The organism is Polynucleobacter sp. QLW-P1DATA-2, assembly GCF_001870365.1.
Taxonomy (GTDB): domain Bacteria; phylum Pseudomonadota; class Gammaproteobacteria; order Burkholderiales; family Burkholderiaceae; genus Polynucleobacter.
In genome coordinates this window covers 21,654-45,740 of record NZ_LZMQ01000001.1, presented here as the reverse complement: position 1 = coordinate 45,740, position 24,087 = coordinate 21,654, and the positions used below count along the sequence as shown (strand labels likewise).

Sequence of the window (24,087 nt, the reverse complement as noted above, 5' to 3'; positions counted from 1 at the left end):
AAGCTGTATGGTTTCTTTTAAAAAACCTGACCTCGATTCGTTCCAAGAGCGTATTCATATTGCGACCCTATTCGTTACTTTTTGCTTCTTACTTTTAGTAACGCGCCTAGTCTGGTTACAGCTAGTGAGCCATAGCAAGTACGCCCTACTTGCTGAGAGTAACCGTATTGCCCTGGTACCCGCTCCAGCAAACCGTGGACTGATCATCGATCGCAACGGTATTGTGATTGGTAGAAATTACTCTGCCCTCACCCTAGATGTAAATGCGGAAGAAGTAAAAGGCAATGTAGACCAGCTCATTAATGATCTTTCTGAAATCATCGATATCTCACCTAGAGATCGGCGTAACTTCAAGCGCTCCCTCGAAGATTCTCGCAATATGGGCACTTTCCCCCTGCGCTCAATGCTCAATGAGACCGAAACTGCCCGTTTTATGGCCAATCGCTACCGCTTTCCGGGGGTAGAAATCCGCGCAAGAAGCTTCCGGGAGTACCCCTATAACGAATTGGCGTCCCATTTAATTGGCTATATCGGTCGGGTTTCCCAGCGCGATAAAGAGCGCATGCAAAGCGAAATTGAGAACTCAAAGGCAGATGATCCTGATGCATTGCAGACATCCTTTTTGCCTGGCATTCAATATGTTGGAAAGATTGGCTTGGAGCAAAGCTATGAAAATGTTTTGCGTGGTGTACCTGGATACGATCAGGTCGAGATTACTGCGGGTGGTAAACCAGTGAGAACACTCTCAAGCTCACCTTCTGTGCCAGGTAAAAATATAGTGCTCTCAGTTGATATTAAGTTGCAGTATTTAGTGGAGCAGCTCTACGGAAATTTCCGCGGTGCATTTGTGGCGATTGAGCCTGAAACAGGCGATGTATTAGCTTTTGTTTCAAAACCCAATTTCAATCCGAATGATTTTGTCGAGGGCATTGACTCAGTAACTTGGAAAGAGCTAAACGACTCACCACAAAAGCCGCTATACAACCGCCCGCTAAAAGGTATCTATCCACCCGGCTCTACATACAAACCGTTTATGGCGCTTGCTGCACTGGAAAACAAAAAGCGCACTGCCTCACAAACGATTTTCGATCCTGGTTATTTTGATTTTGGTAACCATACTTTCCGCGACGATAAAAAGGGAGGTCACGGTACCGTTGACATGCAGAAATCCATTGTCGAATCTTGTGACACTTATTACTACATGCTTGCACGCGACATGGGTGTCAACATGATTGCTGACTTTATGAAGCCATTTGGATTTGGTCAGATCACAGGAATTGATTTACAAGGGGAAGCGAAAGGCGTCTTACCTTCAACCGAATGGAAACAAAATACTTTTAAAAAACCAGAGCAACAAAAATGGTATGAAGGTGAAACTATTTCTCTTGGGATTGGTCAGGGCTATAACTCTTTCACTATTTTGCAGCTAGCCCATGCAATGGCGAACCTCGCCAACAATGGCGTAGTGATGAAGCCCCATTTAGTCAAAGCAATTGAGGATCCATTTACTCGCAATAGAGTGCTAACGACCCCAAAAGAAAGTTATCGGATTGAATTGAATCCAGAGAATATTGAAGTGATTAAAAAAGCGATGATTGAAGTAAATCGCTCTGGCACATCAGCAGCAGCGTTTCAAGGTACAGGCTATGTGGCTGGAGGTAAAACAGGAACAGCACAAGTGTTTAGCTTGAACTCAAAAGATTACAAGCATGGAGCTACTGCTGAGTTCCTGCGTGACCATGCCTTATATATTGCATTTGCTCCTGCAGATAAGCCGACTATCGTCATTGCGATGGTTGTAGAGAACGCAGGCTTTGGTGCGCAATATGCAGCCCCCATTGCACGCAGCGCATTGGACTACTACATTGAAGGCAAATGGCCTAAGGAGGTTCCCGAATGGAAAAGAGCCCCTTAATAAAAATGAAGGCCGTTTTCTTTAGTTTTTTTGCTGGTTTGGATCGACAGCTAGGCCTGATTCTGCTTGGTCTAGCAGCTGTAGGCTTTTTTACTTTCTTATCTGCAAGTCAAAATACTCCCGTTCTAATTACAGATGAATTGCGCAATCTTGCGCTGTCATTTGTAGTGATGTGGATTGTTTCTCGCATTCCTCCAAAGTGGCTAGAGATGGGCGCAGTCTGGATTTATGCACTCGGCGTCACGCTCTTAGTTGCCGTTGCAGCATTTGGATTAATTAAAAAAGGGGCGCGGCGCTGGTTAAATATTGGCGTAGTAATTCAACCATCCGAGATCATGAAGATTGCAATGCCTTTGATGTTGGCTTGGTATTTTCAAAAGCGCGAGGGTCTTCAAAAGACTTGGGACTATGCCGTAGCAATCATCATTTTGGCCATTCCTGTTTTTCTGATTGCGCGTCAGCCTGATCTTGGAACCGCACTATTGGTTTTTGCTGCTGGACTTTACGTCATCATCTTGGCGGGGCTGCCTTGGAAATGGATATTGCCATTTGTATGCGTTGCCGTTATTGGCATTCTGCTCATTATTATTTTTGGTGGCACGATTTGCGCACATGAAGTGGTGTGGCCATTTGTACATGACTATCAGAAGCATCGCATCTGCACCTTGCTTGATCCGAGCAGCGACCCTCTAGGTAAAGGATTCCACACGATTCAATCAATGATTGCTATTGGCTCTGGTGGGTTCTTTGGTAAAGGCTGGTTTCAGGGGACACAAGCGCACTTAGAATTCATTCCAGAAAAGCATACCGACTTTGTCTTTGCAGTTTTCTCCGAGGAATTTGGTTTGCTTGGCAACCTAGTGTTACTTGCATTATTTTTTGCACTGATCAAGCGAGGTCTAGCCATTTCCGCAAGTGCGCCCAATTTATTTACACGACTACTCGGTGCTTCAGTCACACTTATCTTCTTTACCTATGCATTCGTGAATATTGGCATGGTGAGCGGCTTACTGCCTGTTGTTGGTGTTCCACTGCCATTTATTAGCTATGGCGGAACCGCTTTAGTAACACTGGGATTTGGGGCTGGCATCTTGATGAGCATTCATCGCCATCGTCGCCTAGTGCAAAGTTAACTCAACCATGGCGGATGTGCTTCTTCATATTCCGTAGGAAATAAAAAAGCCCGGCATGCCGGGCTTTTTTATCAACAAAGAAAGAATTACTTCTTACGCTTGTTAACTGAATCTTTAAATGCTTTACCAGCAGAAAACTTAACAGTTTTTGCAGCAGCAATTTTGAGTGGCTCGCCAGTCTTTGGGTTGCGGCCCATACGTGCAGCACGCTTACCAGATGCAAAAGTACCGAAGCCGATCAGTTGCACTGAATCACCTTTAGTAACAGCTTTGATAATTGTGTCGATAGCAGAATTCAATGCGAATTCAGCTTTTGCTTTAGAGATCTCCGCGTCGTCAGCAATCGCTGCGATTAGTTCGGCTTTGTTCAAGTGAAGCTCCTTATAGATATTGATGTCGGCGCACATTGCGCTTACATGATTTTAACCACAAAAAATTACAAAAATAAAGCTGCGGACAAGTAATTTTTTACTTCCCCCGCCTCTTAATCATTCAAAACTTCGATGCCGGAGACAAAATATTCTGTATCGCCAAAACAGGATGTTGGTAGTCCAACATGCTGAGAATATTTTAGGGCTACTTTTTTTCCTAAATTCTCATTGATTTTTTGCGCTACAGCATCTTCATGCACCGTAAAGAAGAATTTTTCCGACATCGTGCCCGGCATCGAAACCATTGCTAATTCACCTTCCCAGGTCTTGCAAATGTATCCGCGCTTGGAGAATTTCTGCACATATCCTGCCCGCTCCCCGCTTCCATAGCTCCAAGTCAGCATCAGCCAGGTATAGGCTGAAATACCCACTAAGCCAATTAAAACAAGGCTTAAGAGCCACTTTATAAAGCTATTCATACGGTCCCTCTCGATCTATATCCACATTAACCCTATGCGGGCAGCCATACTGCTTTGCTTTAAGTATATGAGGAACTCAACTCAAGAAATAGTCATTAAAAGGTTTGCTTACAAATTAGAATGTTAGTTATCACTTTAGATTGGCAGATCGAATGCAAGCTCGTCACATCATCTTTTTTATATTTATTGCCTCAGCAATTTATGTCTATTTCAGAGGAAAAGTGCGTTTTGGCGTGGTTCGATCGCTAACTGACTATCAAGTCTTACTTTCGCCAATCAATGCACTCCTCTACTTATTCTCCAAGGTAAAAGCGAGCGCCTATATTCCAGTAAGCCAGTTTCCTGAAATGAAGCCATTGCAAGATAACTGGGAAATCATTCGCGAGGAAGCGCTTTCTTTAAACGCAGATGGGGCCATTGCAGCAGCAACTGGGTACAACGATATTGGCTTTAATTCCTTCTTTAGGACTGGCTGGAAGCGTTTTCACCTCTATTGGTATGGCAAAGACCTGCCATCAGCACAAGCAAGCTGTCCCAAAACAGTAGCACTACTTAAGTCTATTCCCTCAGTAAAAGCGGCCATGTTTGCTTCTTTGCCTCCGGGGGCAACACTGGTAAGGCATCGAGACCCCTATGCTGGATCTCTGCGCTACCACATTGGATTGGTTACACCCAATGACCCCAAATGCTTTATTGAGGTTGATGGTGAGCGTTATTTCTGGAAAGATGGTGAACCCGTGATTTTTGATGAGACCTATATTCATTTCGCGGCCAATGAAACTGACCATCAACGCATCGTCTTGTTTTGCGATGTTGAGCGTCCTGTGTATACAAAAGCAGTGCAGCTACTCAATCGCTGGTTTGGGCGCTACGTCATGAGTGCTGCAGCCTCTCAAAACGTTGTAGGTGAAAAGGTTGGTTTTGTAAATGTCCTATTTACTTACTTTTATCACCTACGTGCTCAAGCGAAAAAACTGAAAGCAAAACATCGCTCTGTTTATTACGTAGGCAAATGGGTTCTAATTTTAGGAATTTTGTGGGCCATCTTTTGGTAGATTAAGGCTTTAATGCATCGGCAATTTGCTCTGCGGTAATAGAGCCCCAAATTTCTACTCGTTTCTGGCGGCTATTTTGACCCGAAAGAAATTGAATTTGCTTTTGAGGTACCTTCAATTGCTTGGACAACCAGGCCAATAAGAGCTCATTGGCTTTGTTTTCAAGGGCCGGAGCCTGCAAAGAAATTTTCAGGCAGCCATCATGCAAGCCAACCACTTTGGTCTGTTTTGCGCCCGGTTGGCAGTGCAAATGAAGGGCAATTCCAGTAGGGGTTTGTTTTAACCAAATCGGCGTCATTAAAGTACTTTAAACTCAAAGCATGCCATACAAAAATTCTCAAGCTCTTGATCACCTGTTTGCCAGTAATCGCCAATGGGCCGAGGGCATGGTTGCCAAAGATCCAGACTTCTTCAAGCGCCTAGTAAACCAACAGGCTCCGGGATACCTTTGGATTGGTTGTGCGGATAGCCGTGTTCCAGCAAATGAAATTGTGGATCTTTTACCTGGTGAACTTTTTGTTCATCGTAATGTGGCGAACGTTGTAGTTCATACCGATCTCAATTGCTTATCGGTCATTCAATTTGCGATTGACCTTTTAAAGGTTAAACATATTTTGGTAGTTGGTCACTATGGATGCGCCGGTGTTCATGCTGCGCTCAGTGATAGGCGCGTTGGTCTTGCTGACAATTGGTTGCGCCATGTAAAAGACGTTCATCAAAAACACGAGCGCTATCTCGGCGAAGTATTGCCTACCGCCAAACGTCAAGATCGCTTATGCGAACTCAATGTCATAGAACAAGTTGTGAATGTTTGCGAAACAACCATTGTTCAGGATGCATGGGCTCGCGGACAAGATCTCACAGTGCATGGCTGGGCTTATCGCCTAGATACTGGCCTTGTAAATGACCTGGGAATGTCAAGTAGCTCCACCGAAGAGATGCTAGAGCGCTACGCCAAATCTATTAAACGCTACGAATCAGAGTAAGGCGCGTTTGTTCAAGTCCTTAGCAAATTACGCGGGGGTTGCATTTCTAAAGCTCCTATCCCTCTTGCCCTATCAGCTCTTAGTGTCTATCGGCTATGGACTAGGCTATATCGCAGCCAGAATACCTGGGGATAGAAATCGCGTTGTTAAAACTAATCTCCATTTGTGCTTTCCCAATTTGAGCACAACGGAAATTGATGTACTCAGCAAAAAACATTGGCGCTTGTTAGGTCGTAGCCTGGTAGAAAAAAGCATCATTTGGTTGGGAAGCGAAAAACAATTAAGCAAAATGATTGAAGTGAAGTCTGCAGTAGATCTCTCAAGTCGCCAGCCACGCATTTTGGTCAACATGCATTTCACTGGAATTGAGGGCAGCATCATTCTGAGCGCGCTAGCAAAACGCATGGACTGGCCACGTACCTCTGGATTTTTTCAGAGAATGAAGAGTCCATTTTTCAATAAAAAAATAGTTGATTGGCGCAATCGATTCGGCGGCAATTCGATCGACCGTCAAGGCAATACCAAAGCCATCATTCGTGAAATTCGCAACGGGGACTTCATCATCATTGCACCGGATATTGACCTGGGTCTTAAGGACTCTGAATTTGTACCCTTCTTTGAGATTCAAACAAACACAATTACTACCATCTCCCGCTTAGCAAAAATTACTGGGGCGGATGTATGCATGATGATCACCACACTCAAGGATGATGAATCAGGGTATCTCTGTGAGATCAGCGCCCCTTTAGAGGATTTTCCAAGCGCAGATCCAAAGGCAGATACCGCTCGACTAAATCAATATTTTGAAAAAGAGATCCGACTTCGACCCGCCGAATATTATTGGGTTCATAAGCGCTTCAAAAATCGCCCCAATCACGAGGCCAGTCCCTATAGCCCTTCTGCGTAAAGGACTTTTGTCCTATCATTAGAGAATGACGCAACGTATTGGGCTATTTGCCGATCTTCACAGTAATTTAGAGGCTTTTGAAGCCTGCATGTCTAAAGCTCAAGAGCTTGGCGTAACCCGCATGGTTTTCTTGGGGGATCTAGTTGGCTATAACGCTGATCCGGCAGCCATCATTGATCGCATTGGCGACCTAGTAGAGTCCAAGAAAGCAATAGCCCTTCTCGGCAATCACGATGAAGCCGTATTCAAGGATTGTCAAAACCAAATGAATGCTAGCGCTAATGCCGCGATTCAATGGACCAAAAGCCAGTTGAATGAAGGTCATGTTCAGTTCTTAAAAAATCTGCCATTGATAGTAAATGAAGAGAAATTCTGCTTTGTTCATGCTTCTGCTCACAATCCTGCAGAGTGGAACTATGTTACCGATAGCATGAGTGCATGGCGTTGTGCGCAAAGCTCAGGTAAAAGCTACACCTTTGTGGGTCACGCGCATGAGCAGGCACTCTTTTATCAAAGCGCTGTGGGCAAACTGATTCGTTTTGCCCCGCATCCAGGAGATGAGATTCCCGTCCTACAACATCGTCAGTGGGTTGGTGTTGTTGGCTCCTTAGGTCAACCTAGAGATGGAAATCCAGAGGCATGTTTTGCTGTCTTTGAACCTGAGTCTGAGCTTATTACTTTTCACCGCACACCCTACGACCATTTTGCAGCAGCCGATAAGGTTCGCCAGGCTGGTTTGCCAGAGGATTTGGCCAATCGATTAATTACCGGCAAGTAATTTAATAATGCCGATCAAAACTGATATACAAGCAGTTGACGACATCTTCCAAGAAGGCAAAGTAGTAGATGGTTTTGTGCTCGGCAAAGAAGTACACCGTGGCGGCATGGCTAGCCTCTTTTCGGCCACCAAGGAAGGTATTGATATACCAATCCTACTCAAGATACCTAGAGTCGGCAGGGATCAGCCTGTAGAAAGCTTAATTGGTTTTGAGACTGAACTCACCATTCTGCGATCGTTAAAAAGCCCTTATGTGCCAAAGTATTTAGGCTCTGGAAACATGGCGACACGGCCCTATATTGCCATGGAGCGCGTCGAAGGCAGGCCTCTTGAAGATCTTATTAAAGAGGGCAAAGAGTTTACGGTAGACGAAGTAGTGCGTATTGGTGCAGACCTTGCGCAAGCAGTGCAATCGCTCCATGCACAAGATGCCATTCATTTGGACATCAAACCAGAAAATATTCTGATTGATGACAAAGGAAAATTAACCATCATTGATTTTGGTCTGTCGCACCATGACCGCTATCCTGATTTGCTTGCAGAAGAGATGCGCAAGGGTGTTGGATCTGCACCGTATATTTCTCCTGAGCAAGTGGCTGGTATTCGCACTGATTCACGCAGCGATATTTATTCAATCGGTGCGATTATGTACGAGCTGCTCACGCATGAGCTGCCATTTGGTAACCCACAAACGATGAGCGGCCTCAGAAAGCGCATGTGGGCAGAGCCATTTCCCCCGCGTGCACTTCGCACAGAAATTCCGCGTTGGTTACAAGAAGTCATTTTGAGATGTTTAGAGCCAAGGGCGGCGGATCGCTACCAAAGCGCAACCCAATTGCGTCAAGTGCTACGTGATCCCGATAGCGTGAAGATTACAGGGCGCGGCGAGCGCGTAGAGCCCCCCAGTTTTTGGGAAACATTCAAGCGCTGGTTTAGAGCGGCAGGATATGAGCCATCACCTAGCCCGCGCCCCAGCATGGGCAATCAAGATGCGCCTCTCATGGTTGCGGCTATTGATACGCGCCAATCAGATGAGGCCCTGCGTGACCGTATGCAAAAGACTGCAACGAACTTATTGCAAGCATATCCTGAAAGTCGTTTGGTATGCATCAGTACGATTGCAAGCACTCCAACCTATGAAGGCAAGCTTGAAAGTGAAACCGCCAGTGGGATTGTGCGTGGACATTTGGTGCAATTGATGGAGTGGGCTAAACCTCTGAAGCTGCCTCCAGAAAGAATCTCTTATCACGTACTAGAGGCAATGGATCCTGCAGCACGCATTGTCGAGTTTGCAAAAGACAATGATGCATCATTAATTCTGATTGGTGCATCGCATAAGCTGCCCAACAAAGTAACGCCTTGGAGAACCTCAATGACAAAAATTGTTGAGGAAGCTCCCTGCAGCGTTCATATTGTCAGGACTTAAAAGACTACTCTGGAAAACGTGGCAAACGCTCGCCCCCAATAGGTGCTGGACGTCTCGCCATATTCATTTCCATAGCTAAAAAAGTGTAATACCCAGCAATTCCAGCCAGATCAATAGCGCCTTTTTTCCCGAAGCGTTTTTCCGTTTTAGCAAAGGTCACATCTGATACCTGCTTGTATCTTTGTAACTCGATTGTGAAGTCATACACAATGGTTTGATCTTCGCTCATGCCCTCGGGACGCCTACCCTCTTTTAAGGCCTGAGCAATTTCTGGCTTAAGGCCCGCCTTTATAGCAATTGGATAGTGAACAGACCACTCATAATCTTGACTCCACTCACGCGCTGTAATCAATATTGCAAATTCACTGAGAGCACTATCAAACGCAGAGTTATAGCGGAGATAGTCGCCCATCGCGCGCGCATTATTCATGAGCTCTGGACTGTATATCAGCATTGCAAAAGGCCCCCAAGGAGCCTTTTTGCGAGCCGCTTCAAATTCTTGTGCGGCTTTTTTTTGTTCTGCCGTATATTGATCCACAGGAATCTCTGGAAGGCGAGTTTGTGCAAATACTCCGCTACTTAATGCCAATACCGAAAACAGTATTGGCCAAATGAATTTGAGATTCAAGTCGCCTCCAGAAAAAAGAATTACTTCATCTTGTCCTGTTGCTGATCCAGAATCAATTCTGGCTCCTGAGCGTCAATCCAACCGTCTCGATTCAGCACGGTAGTCAGTTGTTTTTGATCCAGCTCACCTGTCCACTTAGCAACGACTATTGTTGCAACTCCGTTACCAACTAAGTTAGTTAAAGCACGCGCTTCAGACATAAAGCGGTCGATTCCTAAAATGATTGCCAAACCAGCAACAGGCACATCACCTACCGCTGAGAGGGTGGCAGCCAAAACAATAAATCCGCTTCCAGTAACACCTGCAGCACCCTTGGAAGTAAGGAGCAACACTAACAATAGGGTCACTTCCTGCATGAGAGTCATCGGGGTATTTGTAGCCTGCGCAATAAATACCGCAGCCATCGTAAGATAAATAGAAGTGCCGTCCAGATTGAAGGAATAGCCCGTAGGAATCACTAAACCTACGCAAGTTTTCTTGGCGCCTAAGAGCTCCATTTTCTCCATCATGCGCGGTAAAACAGACTCAGATGAGGAAGTGCCTAAGACAATTAAAAGCTCTTCTTTAATGTAGCGTACGAATTTGAAAATATTAAAGCCATTGAATTTCGCGATGAGTCCTAAAACAATAAAAATAAATAGTAGGCAGGTTAAATAAAACGAGCCCATCAACTTTCCTAGAGAGAACAGGGAGCTGATGCCATATTTACCAATCGTGAAAGACATTGCACCAAACGCGCCGATTGGCGCAAATTTCATGATGATGCCAATCATGTCAAATAGAACGTGGGATGTTTTTTCAATGAGATCGAACACCATTGTTCCGCGACCGCCAAACTTATGCAGGGCAAATCCGAAGAGAATTGCAATGAAGAGAACTTGCAAAATTTCACCCTTAGCAAATGCGTCTACAGCGCTGCTAGGAATGATGTTCATTAAAAATTCTGTAGTAGTACCCATCTTGCCTGGGCCCGTATAAGCAGCAATTCCTTTGGTATCTAAACTAGCAGGATCGATATTCATTCCCGCACCAGGTTGCAATACGTTAACAACAACCAGACCGACAATTAAGGCAATAGAGCTAACAATCTCAAAATACAAAAGGGCGAGGCCGCCAGTTTTGCCGACCTTTTTCATGTCTTCCATGCCAGCAATGCCAAGAACCACCGTACAGAAAATAATCGGAGCGATGAGCATCTTGATGCCTTTAATGAAAGCATCTCCAAATGGCTTCATATCCGTAGCAATACTTGGATAGAAGTGGCCCAATAAAACTCCGATTACAACGGCTGTAAGTACCTGAAAATAAAGGACTTTATAAATTGGCGGTTTTTTTATAGTGACTGTCATTGCTTCTTCCTTTATTTAATAATGAGCAAATACTGGCGGAATGGATTAGCTAGATATTAACCCGTCCCAGAGTGGTGGTCGATACTCGATAATGCAGGGATGGAAGAAAAAGTACGCGTCTCTAAATTGCTATCCGAGCTGGGCCTATGTTCAAGACGGGAGGCCGACTCCTATATTGAGCAGGGATTAGTGACTGTAGATGGCGAGGTAGTTAATGAACTAGGGGTTCGCGCTTTTCGCCACCAAAAAATTGAGCTTCAGTCTGGTGCAAAAGCTCAGCAAGCGTCTCGCATCACTGTCATCTTAAATAAACCTGTCGGGTATATCTCTCACTTTGATGACGAACAAGAATATCAACCGGCTGCTTCTTTAATCACCCCAGAAAACTATTTCGGGCATCCGCTGGATAAAGGCAGAAGCCCACGCTTCAACACTAAAGGTCTTGCTCCCGCAGGTCGCTTAGATATTGACTCGACTGGGCTGCTGGTCTTAACCCAAGATGGCCGTATTGCTAAATTATTGATTGGCGAGAACAGCCCGATTGAAAAAGAATATTTAGTTCGCGTTGAGGGTGCGCTCTCTTTTGAAGATTTAGATCGCCTAAGACATGGTCTCGAACTCGATGGCGTTGAACTAAAGCCGGCGCAAGTAAGTTGGCAAAACGAGGATCAGCTGCGCTTTGTATTGCGGGAAGGTCGCAAACGGCAAATCCGCCGCATGTGCGAAATGGTTGGCCTCAAAGTGCTTGGCTTAAAACGCGTCAGAATGGGTCGTATCTCCCTCGGGCCTCTACCACCAGGCCAGTGGCGATTTGTAAGGCCTGAGGAGCAATTTTGAATCAATGCACCCGCTTATAATTGCTCCGAATCCAGAATAACTAGCGCAGAATTACCATCGATACCACTACCCCAAGCACTCCAGCCGCAGAAGTACTCAGACGTCGCAGCTTTGCCATCATCTCTCACCCAGATGCGGGTAAAACTACGCTGACTGAAAAGCTCTTGCTTTACGCAGGGGCAATTCAAATTGCGGGAAGTGTTAAAGCTCGAAAGGCTAGCAGACACGCAACCTCTGATTGGATGGAGATTGAAAAACAGAGGGGCATCTCTGTAGCGAGTTCTGTAATGCAGATGGAATATCGCGACTGCATCATTAATCTTCTAGATACCCCTGGCCACCAAGACTTTTCTGAAGATACCTATCGCGTCTTAACTGCGGTTGACTCGGCCTTAATGGTGATCGATGCTGCGAATGGCGTTGAGTCACAAACTCTGCGCTTATTAGAAGTATGTCGCGCACGCAATACACCTATCGTCACCTTTATTAACAAGATGGACCGCGAAGTGAAGCCGCCCATGGAGTTAATGGATGAAATCGAAACTGCGTTAGGCATTGAAGTGGTTCCGTTTACTTGGCCAGTGGGCATGGGTAAATCATTTGCTGGAGTCATTGATATTGCGAACTCCCGCATGCGCATGTTCAAGGCTGGTGAAGATCGAGTCACTGAAGACTCCCATGCGGTTGTAGATATTAACGATCCAGCGCTTAAAGTGCGCTTAGGCACTGATCTAGAAAACGCCCTAGCTGAGGTAGAGCTCATTAAGGAGGCGATGCCGGCCTTTGATCGCGAAGCCTTTTTGGCTGGACGTCAATCACCCGTATTTTTTGGCTCTGCCATTAACAACTTTGGTGTACGCGAGATTCTGAATACGCTCGTGGAATTAGCGCCATCGCCTGGCTCACGCAAAGCACTTCAACGCGAAGTGAGTCCTGCCGAAAATAAATTCTCAGCAGTCGTTTTTAAAATCCAAGCAAATATGGATCCCGCGCATCGCGATAGGGTCGCTTTTCTACGGATTTGCTCTGGCCACTTTGTGCGTGGTATGAAACTAAAGATCTGTCGCAACAGCAAAGAGGTGCGCACTAATAATGCGCTCTCCTTCTTGTCGCAACGCCGTGATATTTTGGATGAAGCATTTCCGGGCGACATCATCGGCCTACCAAATCATGGCTTGCTCCGCCTAGGCGACACGCTTACGGAAGGTGAGCAGCTGCAATTTACTGGCCTGCCATTTTTTGCTCCTGAAATTTTCCGTATGGTTGAGTCTGCTGATCCATTGCGATCTAAGCAATTAAGAACTGGCCTCATGCAACTAGGTGAAGAGGGTGCAATTCAAGTATTTAGGCCTATGACTGGCGGCACTATGCTATTGGGCGCCTTCGGTCAGCTGCAGTTTGAGGTAGTAAGCCATCGCCTACAAACTGAATATGGCGCTGAAGTGCGCTTGCTTCCGGCACGGTATAGCCTGGCACGCTGGGTTAGCTCTGACGATCCTGTTGCCTTAAAAAAGTTTATACAAGAGAACATTCATCGCATGGCTGAAGACGTTGTTGGTGCTTCGGTGTTTCTTGCATCCCATAAGTCAGAGCTTGATGTTGCACAACAGCGCTGGGAATCCATTCAGTTCCATGCTCTGAGAGAGCATGCTGGCCTCATCTACCAATCAGACTTGGCGGGCTAAGCAACGCTCTTATTGACGAGCTGTATTGCAATTAAAGACGGCGACTAATGACGAGTCGTTCTTTTTAAAAGAGGCTGTCTTGCCATATTGCGCACAATACGCATTTGCTTTTTGGGTAAGCTGATCAAGCGACTCTCCGCTACTGTTTAAAAAAGTCACATGATTTGCATCTGAAGCATCGGTATACACGGCCGCACATCCCACCAAGGCAAAGACGCCTGTCATGATTAAAAATCTCATTTTTCAACCTTTAATTTTTTTAGTATTTCTGTGGTTACTCTGCTTGCAAAGGGCCTGTAGATCAAGATGCAAATGATAGCTACTGGATAAGCTACGGACCAAACCTCAAACCACACTGAAAAGAAATTATCCGCAGCACCAACGCGAACAAAGGTGGTTGCCAAAGTAATGCTTGATGACATTAACAAGCCCATCACCAAGGAAAAAATAATGCCTGGAAGATTAATCATTCTCCAATCATAGCGCCTACTCTTTTAAGCTGTTATTCTGAATAGTGATCACTATCTCGCGCCCTAATTAGGGGAATCTCTTGAGCCTCACTCCTAGATTCATCACTCCTTTACTCTAGGAATATTCATGGCTGTAGGCCAAAACCAAAAGAACAGAAAAAACGATTCCATGCTCACAAAAACAGGCAAAACACGCCTAGGGCCCCTAAACTCAGCTCAGCTCACCAGCCTGATGGAAAAAAGCACCAAACCAAAAGAAAAGGGCAAAATTTTACGAGCGCTTAGTAAGCTCCAACTTGTTGCAGCATAAACATCAAGCCCCGATTTATCGGGGCTTTTTGCTATAGTCATTTATCTAACTCAAGAGTAAGCCTGAATGATTCAATTTCGCGACGATGCCAATATCACTGCTGAACAAGCAATTGATCTTTATATTCGATCAACTCTTGGAGAGCGCCGCCCCGTTCACAATAAAGAAACATTTGAGGCGATGCTCAAAAACGCTAATCTGACTATTACTGCCTGGGATGAAGACACATTGGTTGGGATTGCACGAACACTGACAGATTTTGCTTATGTTGCCTACCTGGCGGATTTAGCTGTTGATCAACAATATCAACACTCTGGGATCGGTAAACAACTCATTGCCAACACCCAATCTCGCCTTGGGCCAGAATGCATGATCGTGCTTCTAGCTGCCCCCAAAGCAAATGAGTACTATGAGCACATTGGGTTTGAACATAACCCGCGGGCTTGGGTGCTCAAGAAATAATAAAAAGCGTATTGCAGCTTTATTATTGCAACATGACAAAGACTCGATTTTGCTTAGTACGTCACGGCGAGACCGATTGGAATGCTCAGCATCGCCTTCAAGGCCACACAGACATTGATCTCAATCAACGCGGACTTATACAAGCAGCACAAATGGCGGCTGCACTCAAGACAATTCAACTTCAGTTTGATGTTTTATATACAAGCGATCTAACACGTGCCTATAAAACAGCCCTGGCAATAGAAAAGGTCTTTGGAGTTTCTGCAGTAATCGATCCAGATCTAAGAGAGCGGCATCTGGGAGCGCTACAAGGGCTCAGCACTCTAGAGGCGCCGCAGCTTGAACCAGATCTATGGGCTACACACTTAAGCAGAGATCTAGATCACAACTTAGGTGGCGGGGAAAGCATTAAGCAGTTTGCTCAACGCATTCATGGTGGGCTAGAAAAGATACGCCAACGGCATCTTGGTAAAACGATCTTGCTAGTAAGTCATGGTGGCGCACTAGATATGATGTATCGATTGGCTAGTAAACAAGCATTAGAAGCCCCCAAGGCTGTCGCCGTTCCGAATGCGTCTCTGAATTGGATCAGTCACGACAGCAACTCTTGGATAGTCGATAGCTGGGGAGATACCAGTCATTTAGAGGGTCTAACACTCGATAACCTCGACTTATAGGGGCAATTATCGGACCGCCCAAATAGTCTATGATGTTGCCATGAGGTCAATCCTATTACTGCTGCTGCTTGCTTTAGCAACGCCATCCTTTGCAATGGATGACGTGCCAGATGGACTCCCCGACCATATAGTTGGTGACATTGGCGCCGCTGTCTATACCTCGAATATGTCCATCGGTGCAACTGGCACTCAAAGCTTTGCGATGCCCTATGCATTTTTTGACTACGAACGGTTTTTTGCGCGTATTGATACTTTTGGCATCAAGACTGCCAAGATTGGTTATGGCTATTTGGAGCTAGCAGGCCAAGTGAACCTAGATAACTACAACCGTAAATCTACGATTAATGGCGCCACTTATTCCAAACAAGATCCGATTCCGCTTGGCATCGGAACCTTTCAGGAAACACCCATCGGTGGTTTTTTTATTCACGCCTACCAAGACGTATCTCGCTCTAATGGGCAGCTGTATCAGTTTTCTTATTTCGCTGAGATAGAAACGGCTAAGCAAATCAAGCTCTATCCAGAAATCGCTGTTGAGCGTTATAGCGGCACCTACGCTAACTACTATTATGGAGTCAGCGCAGCCGCATCCAAAAATTTAGGCTATCCGCAATACACTGTGGGGGCAACAAACAACTACACTGCGGGCCTCATGGTGGAAGTGCCAATTGTAGATAACTGGTACTTTAATGTTTTTGGTCGACGCAAATACTTAGGCAGCAATATCAGCAACAGCCCCATCATGGTTCGCTCTTTCCAAGACAGCGTTCTAGGATCTGTGGTTTATCGCTTTAAGTAGCCCACTTAACTACCAAGGTAAGGGTGGCAATAGCGGCTTTAGGCCAGCCTTCTGAATAGTTGGAGCAGCCTTAGGCGAGGCCAAATAAGCAATCAAATCTCTCGATGCATCAAGACTGCTCACATTGCTGGTGATGCCTGCTGAGAACAAAACGGTTTGTTGCACCTCCGCAGGAATTTCGCCGATGAAATCAATACCAGGGATTGGCATGAGCTCGCTGACCTGCTGAAAACCTAACTCAGCATCACCTCTTGCAACGACAGTACCAACGCGCTCGCTATAAATCTTTCTAGCAGTCTTACTCATCTGCTCTGCAATGCCCAGTTTTGGAAATACTTCTGTAGATAGATAAGTACCGCTTGCACTAGCTGAGTAGGCAATAGAACTTGCATTTAATAAAGCTTTTCAGCGCTGGTACCGTGCTGATATCGGGCTTTGGAGCGCCAGACTTGACTGCCGCACCGATTACCGAAGCCACTAAATCGACCTTGCTTCCAGGCTGCACTGCTCCGTTCTTAATAAAACCATCCAAAGCAGGTCCTGCAAGAATTAAGACGTCAAACTTTTCCCCCTTAGCAAGCCTGGATGGAATTGAATCAGGAGCGCCACCCATAGAGGATCCATAAGAAATAATCACTTTGTTAGTGGATTGTTTTTCTATATTCAGGGGCAAGCGATTTGAGCGCTTCAGCAAATGCTCCCGAAGTAATCACTTGGATTTCTGCTGCAGATACGGGGCTTACAAAAATTAATGCTGCGAGAGCAGCAAGTACAGCACTTCTTAAGAATTGAGGCATTTTCATTTTTGCTCCTAAATAATCAAATTACTTGCAATACCTTGCTTAGCGAATCGCCTTCATACGTTGGTAATTCGCCAATCTCTTCATATGGATGTCCGAGACGGTTCACCCAAAAGACATCGAACCCATACCACCTTGCGGCTAGCGCATCCCATGCATTACTAGAGACAAATAAAACCTCTGTCTTTTTGACCGGGAATGCTTTTAGCAATAGCTCATATGCCTGTGGCGCCGTTTTAAACAAGCGCACATCCTCAATGGTGACTACCTGATCAAGATATGGCTTGAGTCCATTGCTCTCAACTACAGTAGAAAGCATTTCTCTACTGCCGTTTGACAAAATAGCAGTGGCAATTCCTTGAGATTGAATTTGCTTAAGCACCTCAAGACTATCTTGAAAGCTGGTGAGCTTAGCGTATTGATCCATCAATCGTTTTTCATTTTCAGAGCTTAGCTCGAGCCCCATTCGCTTGCATACGTAACGCAAGGAGCGAATAGTAAGATCCCAAAATGGCAGGTAATACTTACTGCCTCCAGGACTTGGATCGCTCATAGTGACAAGGCGCGTGTATTCAATTTGGCGATCACGCCACATTAAAGCCAATGCATGGCCATGACTAGGAAAAAGTTCTTCAGCCAACTCCCCCATGGAATACACATCAAACAATGTTCCGTAGGCATCAAATGCGATTAACTTATACATAACTTCCTTTTAGGCACTCTTTCGTTATTGTCTTTTAAAAATACATTCTTGATTAAAGCTTGGTCTATAAATAAAACCACCCATGAGTGGTTTTATTGATTTGTTGCAGCAGGTTAAAAGTTGAATGGCGGACTACCGCCCGCCCTGACAATCCAAGGGCATTTCCCATAATGGCTTGCCCTGATCATAATTACAGTTCACGCCATCTGGTGAGGTCGTGCTGGCCAAGCAACCACCCAAAGTCAACGCTAGCAATATTAAAGAAAGAGTACTAAACAGTTTTTTCATAAGCATCCTCATGGAGGTTTATATGGTGATATTTACTAAGTGTTAGGCTTTAGCAGCCACTTCCACCGCTTTCTAATTTCTATTCTAATCCCGTAAGTAATTAAACACTATCCAAAATATGACTGCTATCAGATATAGATGATGTACATTAAAACCACCCGCAATGACTGGAGTCCTCATGAAGCTAAAATTCCTTGGTGCATTTCTTTGCACAACGCTACTATTAGGATGCAGCCCCAAAGCACCACAAACAAATTCCTCGCTTTCACTCAAACAAGTGATGGAGTGGGTAATTGATCCCAATGCAGACGTCATATGGGACTCCGTCAAATCGATTTCAAATGCGCAGGGAACCACTGAAATATATCCCCGAACAGATGCTCAATGGGAGGCCGTCAGAAATAGTGCAGCCACTTTGGTGGAGGCCGGAAACCTCTTAATGATCGAAGGCAGAGCTAAAGACAACAAGCAATGGATGGACTTCGCAAATCAACTGAGTAAAGCTTCTGAATTAGTACTGAAGGCCACCCAAGACAAGGATAAGGATGCCCTGTTTGATGCTGGCGGAAATATCTATAACGCTTGCAAGGCCTGTCACGATAGATATGCTGATTTTGATAAGCAAGCTAGTAAATAAAAAAAGACCACCCCGAAAGGTGGTCATCAATATTCAAAATGACTGTCATGAAGATTTTGAATAGCTACTGAACTGTATTTATAACACTGTTAATTTGCTAAATTCTTGGCTGCAATCAAGTAACGGGGCTTGATAGAACTAAAGTATTAGCATATAAATAAAGGGCTCTAGAGCTAAGGTTGTATACCGAAACTAGCAAACACTTTCTACGATGAGTCATTGCCAACTCAACATGAAAGGTTGCCAGCAATGAATCAAGAGTCTTCTCTAGAGCATGATAAAAATTACTTATCAATGATGAATCATCCTCGGATCCATGAGCTTGCACGCATCGTTGATTTCCCTCAAACGATAGAAGGGCCGCAACATGCAACGCAAATGAGTCTAAAAAATATTGCTCCAATTAAATTAGCAGCTCTGGCATAGGTGGCAATTTAAGTTTGTCGGCCAAGAAAGAAAAAACCACCCGAAGGTGGTTTCTATTTCTGATTGATAGCTAAGTGAAATAATCTGCGTTAAGGATGTTAGTCCTTAACCTTCACCACTCCCTTGTAGATTAAAACAGTAGCAATTAGGCCCATACCGCCTGCCATTGCCATCCAATAACCCGGGGAAGCTTTATCACCCGTTGTCTCAATAAGCCAAGTCGATACGAGAGGTGTAAAGCCACCAAACAGCGCCGTAGCTAAGCTATAGGCTAATGAAAAGCCAGTCGTTCGAATATGAATAGGAATGATTTCAGTAAGCGCAACGATAGTAGCTCCGTTATAACTACCATACAGAAATGACAGCCACAACTCCACCGCAAGCATGTGTTCAAAACTTGGATTTGCTACTAACCAATTTAAAGCCGGATAAGCAGTAAGCAATGCCAATGCAGAGAACAAGGCCATAATGGGCCAGCGACCAATTCTGTCTGATAGAGCGCCCATCACTGGTAACCAAATGAAGTTAGATAAACCAACAAATAATGTAATGATCAAGCTGTCAACGATGGACAGCTTCATGACGCTCTTACCAAATGTTGGCGTATAAACAGTAATCAAATAAAAAGATACTGTTGTCATCACAATCAACATCATTCCGGCAACCACTAATTGCCAGTTGATCGTTAACGACTTCATAATTTCTTTGAAAGTCGGGTGATGCTTCTTGGCGAGAAACTCTTCAGTTTCCTGTAATGAACGACGAATCTGAAATACGATTGGAATAATCATGCAGCCAATGAAGAATGGAATACGCCAACCCCAATCGGCAATCACTTCTTTGCTCATGGATTCATTGAGGATATATCCCAGCGCAGCTGAAAAGATAATCGCAACTTGTTGGCTGGCAGATTGCCAGCTGACATAAAAGCCTTTATGTCCAGGCGTTGCCATTTCAGAAAGATAAACAGATACGCCACCCAGCTCAACACCCGCTGAAAACCCTTGAAGTAGACGCCCTACCAATACCAATAAGGGGGCAAGTAAGCCAATCGTTGCATAACTTGGAATGAAGGCAACCATTGCTGTTCCTGTTGCCATAATGCCTAGTGTCAGGACGAGGCCTTTACGACGACCAATCCGATCAATATAGCCACCTAGCAATATTGCGCCCAATGGACGCATTAAAAATCCTGCTCCAAAGGTTGCAAAGGTCAGCATTAATGATGCGTACTCACTGTCGGTTGGAAAGAATGCCTTTGATATGTAGGTGGCATAAAAGCCAAACAGAAAAAAATCATACATCTCAATAAAGTTTCCGCTAGTAACGCGGATCACTGTTGAGAACTTAGATTGAGGTTTAGCTATAGCGGTCATTGCAGCCTTTGCTTTCTGTAGATGAGATACCAAAAGAAAATATACCGTCAATTACATTACTTCGGGAAACTACCAAGCATCGAATCATCAAAAGATGGTCAAGCCACATTCAGTCTTCCTCAATAGCTCAGGGCTCTTTGGTCTTAGACACCCATGTGGCCATCAATACAAACGCAACTAAGGCGCAAGCCCCTGAGAATAAGAATGCATACAACGGTGCAACAGATTCATATACCCAGCCAAAGATGAATGAGGCTGGAAATAGCATCAGTCCTGTGACTAAATTAAACCAGCCAAAGGCTGTTCCAGCCAAGCCCTTAGGGGCCATATCTGCCACCAAGGCTTTCTCCACTCCTTCGGTTGCGGCTTTAAATAATCCATAAATTACGAAGAGTCCAAATATTTGATAGATGGATATGCCTGGTAAACCCATCGCAATATAGAAAAAAGCAAACGCAATCCAAGCAATCAAAATAAATCGCTTACGACCGAAGGTATCTGAGAGTGCGGATAAGGGGGTGCCAAACAAAGTGGTGATTAATGAGATAGCTGCCCATAACAAAGGAATCTGTTCTTGTGGAACACCTGCCTCTCTTGCTCTCAGCAATAAGAACATGTCTGATGAATTCCCCAGAGCAAAGATACCCGCCACTACTAGATATCGCTTAAATTGATCGGGCATTCCCTCTAGTGACCAGCTAAAAGGAGCCGCTTTGGCGGCGGGCTCTCTTTCTGGCTCTTTAATACTTAAAGCAAGAGCAATAGTAATGACTGCCGGCACGATAGCCCACAGAAAAATATCTTTGAGCGGAACCCCCATTGACAAAAAGAGAGCAGCCAATAAGGGTCCGATAACCGCACCCGCGTTGTCCATTGAACGATGCAGGCCAAATGTGAGGCCCCGTTGATTTTCATGAACGCTCTCCGCTAGGAGCGCATCGCGCGGCGAGCTTCTAAGCCCTTTCCCCATACGATCCGTAAAGCGAATGGCCATGACCCATAGCCATGAATTAGCAATTGCAATGAGTGGCCTACCTATACCGGCAAGGGTATAGCCCAGCACAATCCAAGGCTTAGCTTTTTTAGTGCGATCAACAATGACGCCTGATACTAATTTGAAAATACTGGATGTGGCCTCTGCAATACCTTCAATAATACCAAGCGCTTTTGGTCCAGCCATCAATACGGACGCCAAATAAAGCGGCATTAATGGATAAAGCATCTCACTAGCCGAATCGTTTACTAAGCTAATAAAGCCAATAAGCCAAACGGTACGGGGAAGGGCAAGAATAGTTTTAAACATAACAAGCTCAATTTATCACCATCCCTCACTTTGATGTTATTTATAGTGCCGACATGCCTTTTTGCGTCGATCATTAAAGCTACTTAAGCTAGCAACTTATTTGCTCTGCCTTAGTAGTTGGCGTTTGCGATACACAATAGAGGTGAATTAAAAGTGATCTTGGGCTGACAGCTAATCAGAGAATTTTTCCAACGCATGCCAACCAAAACTTAATAGAGGGAGCATGTCCTTGGCAAAGTTAGTGACTTCCTTAATTAAGTCTTTTGAGCAAATCAATGATCGGGGCAACTGCTTCCTGATAATCCACCCTTTAAGCTTCATGGCGTCCTCTACATCTTTAGGAACATCATCAAAACCTCTGGGAATACGGGCTAAGGAGTATGAATAATCTAGCTCATAGCCCTTTCTTTTTAGAGACTTCTCAAGTGATAGCCAAGCTTTAGGGTTATCTAAAATTCCCTGCCTCAGTTTTTTTAGAACAGGGGGCTCAGGCTGCATATAGCCCGCAGCACATCTGCTTCCGAGCGGATCCAGGCGGAAATACAAAACACCTGATGAATGTTTATCCCCCGTTCTAGTAAACAAGCCGCTGGCATGCATGTTGTATGGGTGCTTAGCTTTTGAGAATCGCGCATCTCGATTAATTCTAAAGAGAGATCTTTTAGGGTCGCCCCATAGTGGCACGTCTTTTTGGGCAAGGCTATCAGACAGGGTCTCTGTAAAACGCTTCATAGGCTCACGCACAAACTGTTCGTATTCAGAGCGATGTTCAGCAAACCAAACTCTGTTTTGGTTATTAGTGAGCTCTTCTAGAAATTGGAAAGCTTTTGGATTAAAGCCTGTAAACGCGTTCATCAGATACCAGCCTTAATGTGAAACCGTATTAGAGAATAGATTGATTACTAAAACTCCACTAATAATGAGCCCGATGCCTGCTAAGGCTCCCATATCTAATTTTTGGCCAAGCCAAATCCAACCAACAATACCTACAAGTGCAACACCAGCTCCAGACCAGATCGCATAGGCAACTGAAATGGGCAGTTGATTGAGCACTTTTGATAAAAAATAGAATGCGCCTGCATAGCCTAAGACAACCAATAGAGATGGTATGAGTCTTGTAAAACCTTCACTGAACTTCAAAGCAGTAGTAGCCATTACTTCTGCGGCAATCGCTATTGCAAGATATAACCAAACCATGGAATGCTCCCGATGAATGTTTTACCTTACTTTATAAATGAAAAATACCCCAATGGGGGTTGAGATTGTCTGGGGATCCAATCAAAATGCAGTTCCCCAGGGGATGGAAAATTTATTTCCAAGATTTGGCCTGTTCGGACAAATGTTTTTTGAATATCGTAGCTATTGGTGATAACTTCTTGCCTTTAGGACTGACAATATGCCAGCTAGAATGTATTGGAAATTCTTTACATCTCAAAATAGCAACATCGTCCTGATCTGACTTTTCACCCAAAGAGTATTGTGAAAGTACTGCCAGTCCTAATCCGCCAATAACCGCCTGTTTAATTGCCTCATTACTCCCCAGCTCCAATCGGACGTCGGGCTTGAAATTTATTCGCTTGAAATGGGCGTCCGTTGTCATTCTTGTGCCAGAACCTTTTTCTCTGAAAATAAATTTTTCACTTTTTAACAAAGCCATATCAACATACTTTTTTTTAGCAAGTGCATGCTCTCTTGAGGCTATCAGCAACAACGGGTTTGGCATAAACACTTCGTCATCAATATCTAGATGAGCTGGTGGCTGAGACATGATGTAAATATCATCCAAGTTTTCCTCTAATCTATTAACCACACCATCGCGATTTAAAATTTCTAGAGAAATATCTATCTGCGGATACTTTGCACAAAAACTTCCCAAGATTCTGGGGATAAAATATTTTGCAGTACTCACTACGGCCACCTTTAATTTGCCGCGAGTTAATCCTTTTACGCTGTCAACCTCTTGCTCAAAAGACTCCCACTGACTTGAAATAGCTCTCGCTGTTTTTGCTAGTTCATGACCCATTTGCGTTAAATGAACTTTTCTGGCGACTATCTCATACAGCGATACCCCAACGGCATCTGTTATTTCTTTTAAACCCATAGAAGCCGTTGGTTGAGTGACATGAACCATCCTGGCGGCAGCACTTACGCTGCCAGTCTCAGCCAAAGCAAGAAATAATCGTAATTGTCTAAAGGTAATGTTCATAGGTTTTTATCTATATATAAATATCATATTATCGATTTTACTTTATATGAATATATTCCTAGAATTGCTGAAAAGGACAAT

30 protein-coding genes are annotated in these 24,087 nt (G+C 44.6%); 14 read left to right on the top strand and 16 right to left on the bottom strand.

Going from position 1 to position 24,087, the window contains the following annotated elements; translation table 11 throughout:
* Positions 1 to 7 precede the first annotated feature (7 nt).
* Both mrdA and rodA read left to right on the top strand, forming a co-directional pair.
* Positions 8 to 1,915, top strand: coding sequence for a penicillin-binding protein 2 (mrdA, locus tag A9236_RS00280; RefSeq protein ID WP_071466312.1), 1,908 nt, complete (start codon positions 8 to 10; stop codon positions 1,913 to 1,915).
* Positions 1,897 to 3,048 (top strand): rod shape-determining protein RodA, encoded by a 1,152-nt coding sequence (gene rodA / locus A9236_RS00275; RefSeq protein WP_071466313.1) that lies wholly within the window; start codon positions 1,897 to 1,899, stop codon positions 3,046 to 3,048. Before mrdA ends, rodA begins: the two co-directional genes overlap by 19 nt.
* 86 nt (positions 3,049 to 3,134) lie before the next feature.
* Here the strand turns inward: rodA and A9236_RS00270 are convergent, their stop codons facing one another.
* Both A9236_RS00270 and A9236_RS00265 read right to left on the bottom strand, forming a co-directional pair.
* Entirely contained in the window at positions 3,135 to 3,455 is a 321-nt protein-coding gene (locus A9236_RS00270) for an HU family DNA-binding protein (RefSeq protein ID WP_011903860.1), read from the bottom strand.
* Positions 3,456 to 3,532: 77 nt separating this feature from the next.
* The gene (locus A9236_RS00265) at positions 3,533 to 3,898 is read right to left on the bottom strand and encodes a hypothetical protein (protein WP_071466314.1); all 366 of its coding nucleotides are present in this window, start codon (positions 3,896 to 3,898) and stop codon (positions 3,533 to 3,535) included.
* A 152-nt stretch (positions 3,899 to 4,050) separates the two neighbouring features.
* On the opposite strand from A9236_RS00265, the gene A9236_RS00260 reads away from it, so the two are divergent.
* Positions 4,051 to 4,953: an aspartyl/asparaginyl beta-hydroxylase domain-containing protein gene (locus tag A9236_RS00260; RefSeq protein ID WP_071466315.1), complete on the top strand. Its 903-nt coding sequence runs from the start codon at positions 4,051 to 4,053 to the stop codon at positions 4,951 to 4,953.
* A gap of 1 nt (position 4,954) precedes the next feature.
* On the opposite strand, the gene A9236_RS00255 is transcribed toward A9236_RS00260, so the two are convergent.
* The gene (locus A9236_RS00255) at positions 4,955 to 5,251 is read right to left on the bottom strand and encodes a DUF167 domain-containing protein (protein ID WP_071466316.1); all 297 of its coding nucleotides are present in this window, start codon (positions 5,249 to 5,251) and stop codon (positions 4,955 to 4,957) included.
* 22 nt (positions 5,252 to 5,273) lie between these two features.
* On the opposite strand from A9236_RS00255, the gene can reads away from it, so the two are divergent.
* The 4 genes from can to A9236_RS00235 are packed head-to-tail and all read left to right on the top strand — an operon-like array spanning position 5,274 to position 9,050.
* Positions 5,274 to 5,939 carry a carbonate dehydratase gene (gene can / locus A9236_RS00250; protein WP_071466317.1) on the top strand — a complete coding sequence of 222 codons (666 nt, stop codon included), beginning with the start codon at positions 5,274 to 5,276 and terminating at the stop codon, positions 5,937 to 5,939.
* A 7-nt stretch (positions 5,940 to 5,946) separates the two neighbouring features.
* On the top strand, positions 5,947 to 6,846 hold the full coding sequence (locus tag A9236_RS00245; protein ID WP_071466318.1) for a lipid A biosynthesis acyltransferase: 900 nt from the start codon (positions 5,947 to 5,949) through the stop codon (positions 6,844 to 6,846).
* Between the two features lie 25 nt (positions 6,847 to 6,871).
* On the top strand, positions 6,872 to 7,624 hold the full coding sequence (locus A9236_RS00240; protein ID WP_071466319.1) for a metallophosphoesterase: 753 nt from the start codon (positions 6,872 to 6,874) through the stop codon (positions 7,622 to 7,624).
* A gap of 7 nt (positions 7,625 to 7,631) precedes the next feature.
* Positions 7,632 to 9,050 (top strand): protein kinase, encoded by a 1,419-nt coding sequence (locus tag A9236_RS00235; protein ID WP_071466320.1) that lies wholly within the window; start codon positions 7,632 to 7,634, stop codon positions 9,048 to 9,050.
* A gap of 4 nt (positions 9,051 to 9,054) precedes the next feature.
* Here A9236_RS00235 and A9236_RS00230 read toward each other — a convergent pair whose 3' ends face one another.
* Both A9236_RS00230 and A9236_RS00225 read right to left on the bottom strand, forming a co-directional pair.
* On the bottom strand, positions 9,055 to 9,678 hold the full coding sequence (locus A9236_RS00230) for a carboxymuconolactone decarboxylase family protein (RefSeq protein WP_071466321.1): 624 nt from the start codon (positions 9,676 to 9,678) through the stop codon (positions 9,055 to 9,057).
* A 20-nt stretch (positions 9,679 to 9,698) separates the two neighbouring features.
* The gene (locus tag A9236_RS00225) at positions 9,699 to 11,027 is read right to left on the bottom strand and encodes a dicarboxylate/amino acid:cation symporter (RefSeq protein ID WP_201721691.1); all 1,329 of its coding nucleotides are present in this window, start codon (positions 11,025 to 11,027) and stop codon (positions 9,699 to 9,701) included.
* A 99-nt stretch (positions 11,028 to 11,126) separates the two neighbouring features.
* On the opposite strand from A9236_RS00225, the gene A9236_RS00220 reads away from it, so the two are divergent.
* Positions 11,127 to 11,864: a pseudouridine synthase gene (locus tag A9236_RS00220; protein ID WP_071466323.1), complete on the top strand. Its 738-nt coding sequence runs from the start codon at positions 11,127 to 11,129 to the stop codon at positions 11,862 to 11,864.
* A 56-nt stretch (positions 11,865 to 11,920) separates the two neighbouring features.
* Positions 11,921 to 13,549 (top strand): peptide chain release factor 3, encoded by a 1,629-nt coding sequence (locus A9236_RS00215; protein ID WP_071466324.1) that lies wholly within the window; start codon positions 11,921 to 11,923, stop codon positions 13,547 to 13,549.
* 9 nt (positions 13,550 to 13,558) lie between these two features.
* On the opposite strand, the gene A9236_RS00210 is transcribed toward A9236_RS00215, so the two are convergent.
* Positions 13,559 to 13,789, bottom strand: coding sequence for a hypothetical protein (locus tag A9236_RS00210; RefSeq protein ID WP_071466325.1), 231 nt, complete (start codon positions 13,787 to 13,789; stop codon positions 13,559 to 13,561).
* On the bottom strand, positions 13,786 to 14,019 hold the full coding sequence (locus tag A9236_RS00205) for a DUF2798 domain-containing protein (protein WP_071466326.1): 234 nt from the start codon (positions 14,017 to 14,019) through the stop codon (positions 13,786 to 13,788). The genes A9236_RS00210 and A9236_RS00205 overlap by 4 nt, the downstream gene beginning before the upstream one ends.
* A 376-nt stretch (positions 14,020 to 14,395) precedes the next feature.
* Here A9236_RS00205 and A9236_RS00195 point away from each other — a divergent pair, with 376 nt between their 5' ends.
* From A9236_RS00195 to A9236_RS00185, 3 genes are read left to right on the top strand one after another with little or no spacing between them, the layout of a single operon-like run.
* Positions 14,396 to 14,791 carry a GNAT family N-acetyltransferase gene (locus A9236_RS00195; RefSeq protein ID WP_071466328.1) on the top strand — a complete coding sequence of 132 codons (396 nt, stop codon included), beginning with the start codon at positions 14,396 to 14,398 and terminating at the stop codon, positions 14,789 to 14,791.
* A gap of 32 nt (positions 14,792 to 14,823) precedes the next feature.
* Complete coding sequence (locus tag A9236_RS00190) at positions 14,824 to 15,468, top strand: histidine phosphatase family protein (protein ID WP_071466329.1); 645 nt, start codon at positions 14,824 to 14,826, stop codon at positions 15,466 to 15,468.
* A gap of 40 nt (positions 15,469 to 15,508) precedes the next feature.
* Positions 15,509 to 16,267: a MipA/OmpV family protein gene (locus A9236_RS00185; RefSeq protein WP_071466330.1), complete on the top strand. Its 759-nt coding sequence runs from the start codon at positions 15,509 to 15,511 to the stop codon at positions 16,265 to 16,267.
* A gap of 9 nt (positions 16,268 to 16,276) precedes the next feature.
* Here the strand turns inward: A9236_RS00185 and A9236_RS11505 are convergent, their stop codons facing one another.
* From A9236_RS11505 to A9236_RS00175, 4 genes are read right to left on the bottom strand one after another with little or no spacing between them, the layout of a single operon-like run.
* Positions 16,277 to 16,591 carry a substrate-binding domain-containing protein gene (locus A9236_RS11505; RefSeq protein WP_369821193.1) on the bottom strand — a complete coding sequence of 105 codons (315 nt, stop codon included), beginning with the start codon at positions 16,589 to 16,591 and terminating at the stop codon, positions 16,277 to 16,279.
* A 40-nt stretch (positions 16,592 to 16,631) separates the two neighbouring features.
* Positions 16,632 to 16,940: a substrate-binding domain-containing protein gene (locus A9236_RS11500; RefSeq protein ID WP_369821192.1), complete on the bottom strand. Its 309-nt coding sequence runs from the start codon at positions 16,938 to 16,940 to the stop codon at positions 16,632 to 16,634.
* Positions 16,909 to 17,070 carry a hypothetical protein gene (locus tag A9236_RS11495; RefSeq protein WP_369821191.1) on the bottom strand — a complete coding sequence of 54 codons (162 nt, stop codon included), beginning with the start codon at positions 17,068 to 17,070 and terminating at the stop codon, positions 16,909 to 16,911. The genes A9236_RS11500 and A9236_RS11495 overlap by 32 nt, the downstream gene beginning before the upstream one ends.
* Before the next feature lie 16 nt (positions 17,071 to 17,086).
* Positions 17,087 to 17,770 carry a haloacid dehalogenase type II gene (locus A9236_RS00175; protein WP_071466331.1) on the bottom strand — a complete coding sequence of 228 codons (684 nt, stop codon included), beginning with the start codon at positions 17,768 to 17,770 and terminating at the stop codon, positions 17,087 to 17,089.
* Between the two features lie 466 nt (positions 17,771 to 18,236).
* Here A9236_RS00175 and A9236_RS00170 point away from each other — a divergent pair, with 466 nt between their 5' ends.
* Both A9236_RS00170 and A9236_RS11035 read left to right on the top strand, forming a co-directional pair.
* Positions 18,237 to 18,695, top strand: a complete 459-nt coding sequence (locus A9236_RS00170) for a cytochrome c (RefSeq protein WP_071466332.1) — start codon at positions 18,237 to 18,239, stop codon at positions 18,693 to 18,695.
* Positions 18,696 to 18,944: 249 nt separating this feature from the next.
* A complete protein-coding gene (locus A9236_RS11035; protein WP_161485593.1) occupies positions 18,945 to 19,121 on the top strand; it encodes a hypothetical protein in 177 nt (58 codons plus the stop codon).
* Positions 19,122 to 19,219: 98 nt separating this feature from the next.
* On the opposite strand, the gene A9236_RS00165 is transcribed toward A9236_RS11035, so the two are convergent.
* The 5 genes from A9236_RS00165 to A9236_RS00145 all read right to left on the bottom strand — a co-directional run bounded on the left by A9236_RS00165 (position 19,220) and on the right by A9236_RS00145 (position 24,006).
* The gene (locus A9236_RS00165) at positions 19,220 to 20,497 is read right to left on the bottom strand and encodes an MFS transporter (protein WP_071466333.1); all 1,278 of its coding nucleotides are present in this window, start codon (positions 20,495 to 20,497) and stop codon (positions 19,220 to 19,222) included.
* 127 nt (positions 20,498 to 20,624) lie between these two features.
* Positions 20,625 to 21,800 carry an MFS transporter gene (locus tag A9236_RS00160; RefSeq protein ID WP_071466334.1) on the bottom strand — a complete coding sequence of 392 codons (1,176 nt, stop codon included), beginning with the start codon at positions 21,798 to 21,800 and terminating at the stop codon, positions 20,625 to 20,627.
* Between the two features lie 171 nt (positions 21,801 to 21,971).
* Positions 21,972 to 22,655 (bottom strand): DUF2461 domain-containing protein, encoded by a 684-nt coding sequence (locus A9236_RS00155; protein ID WP_071466335.1) that lies wholly within the window; start codon positions 22,653 to 22,655, stop codon positions 21,972 to 21,974.
* A 12-nt stretch (positions 22,656 to 22,667) separates the two neighbouring features.
* On the bottom strand, positions 22,668 to 22,997 hold the full coding sequence (locus A9236_RS00150; protein ID WP_071466336.1) for a multidrug efflux SMR transporter: 330 nt from the start codon (positions 22,995 to 22,997) through the stop codon (positions 22,668 to 22,670).
* Between the two features lie 112 nt (positions 22,998 to 23,109).
* The gene (locus A9236_RS00145; RefSeq protein WP_071466337.1) at positions 23,110 to 24,006 is read right to left on the bottom strand and encodes a LysR family transcriptional regulator; all 897 of its coding nucleotides are present in this window, start codon (positions 24,004 to 24,006) and stop codon (positions 23,110 to 23,112) included.
* Positions 24,007 to 24,087: the final 81 nt, after the last annotated feature.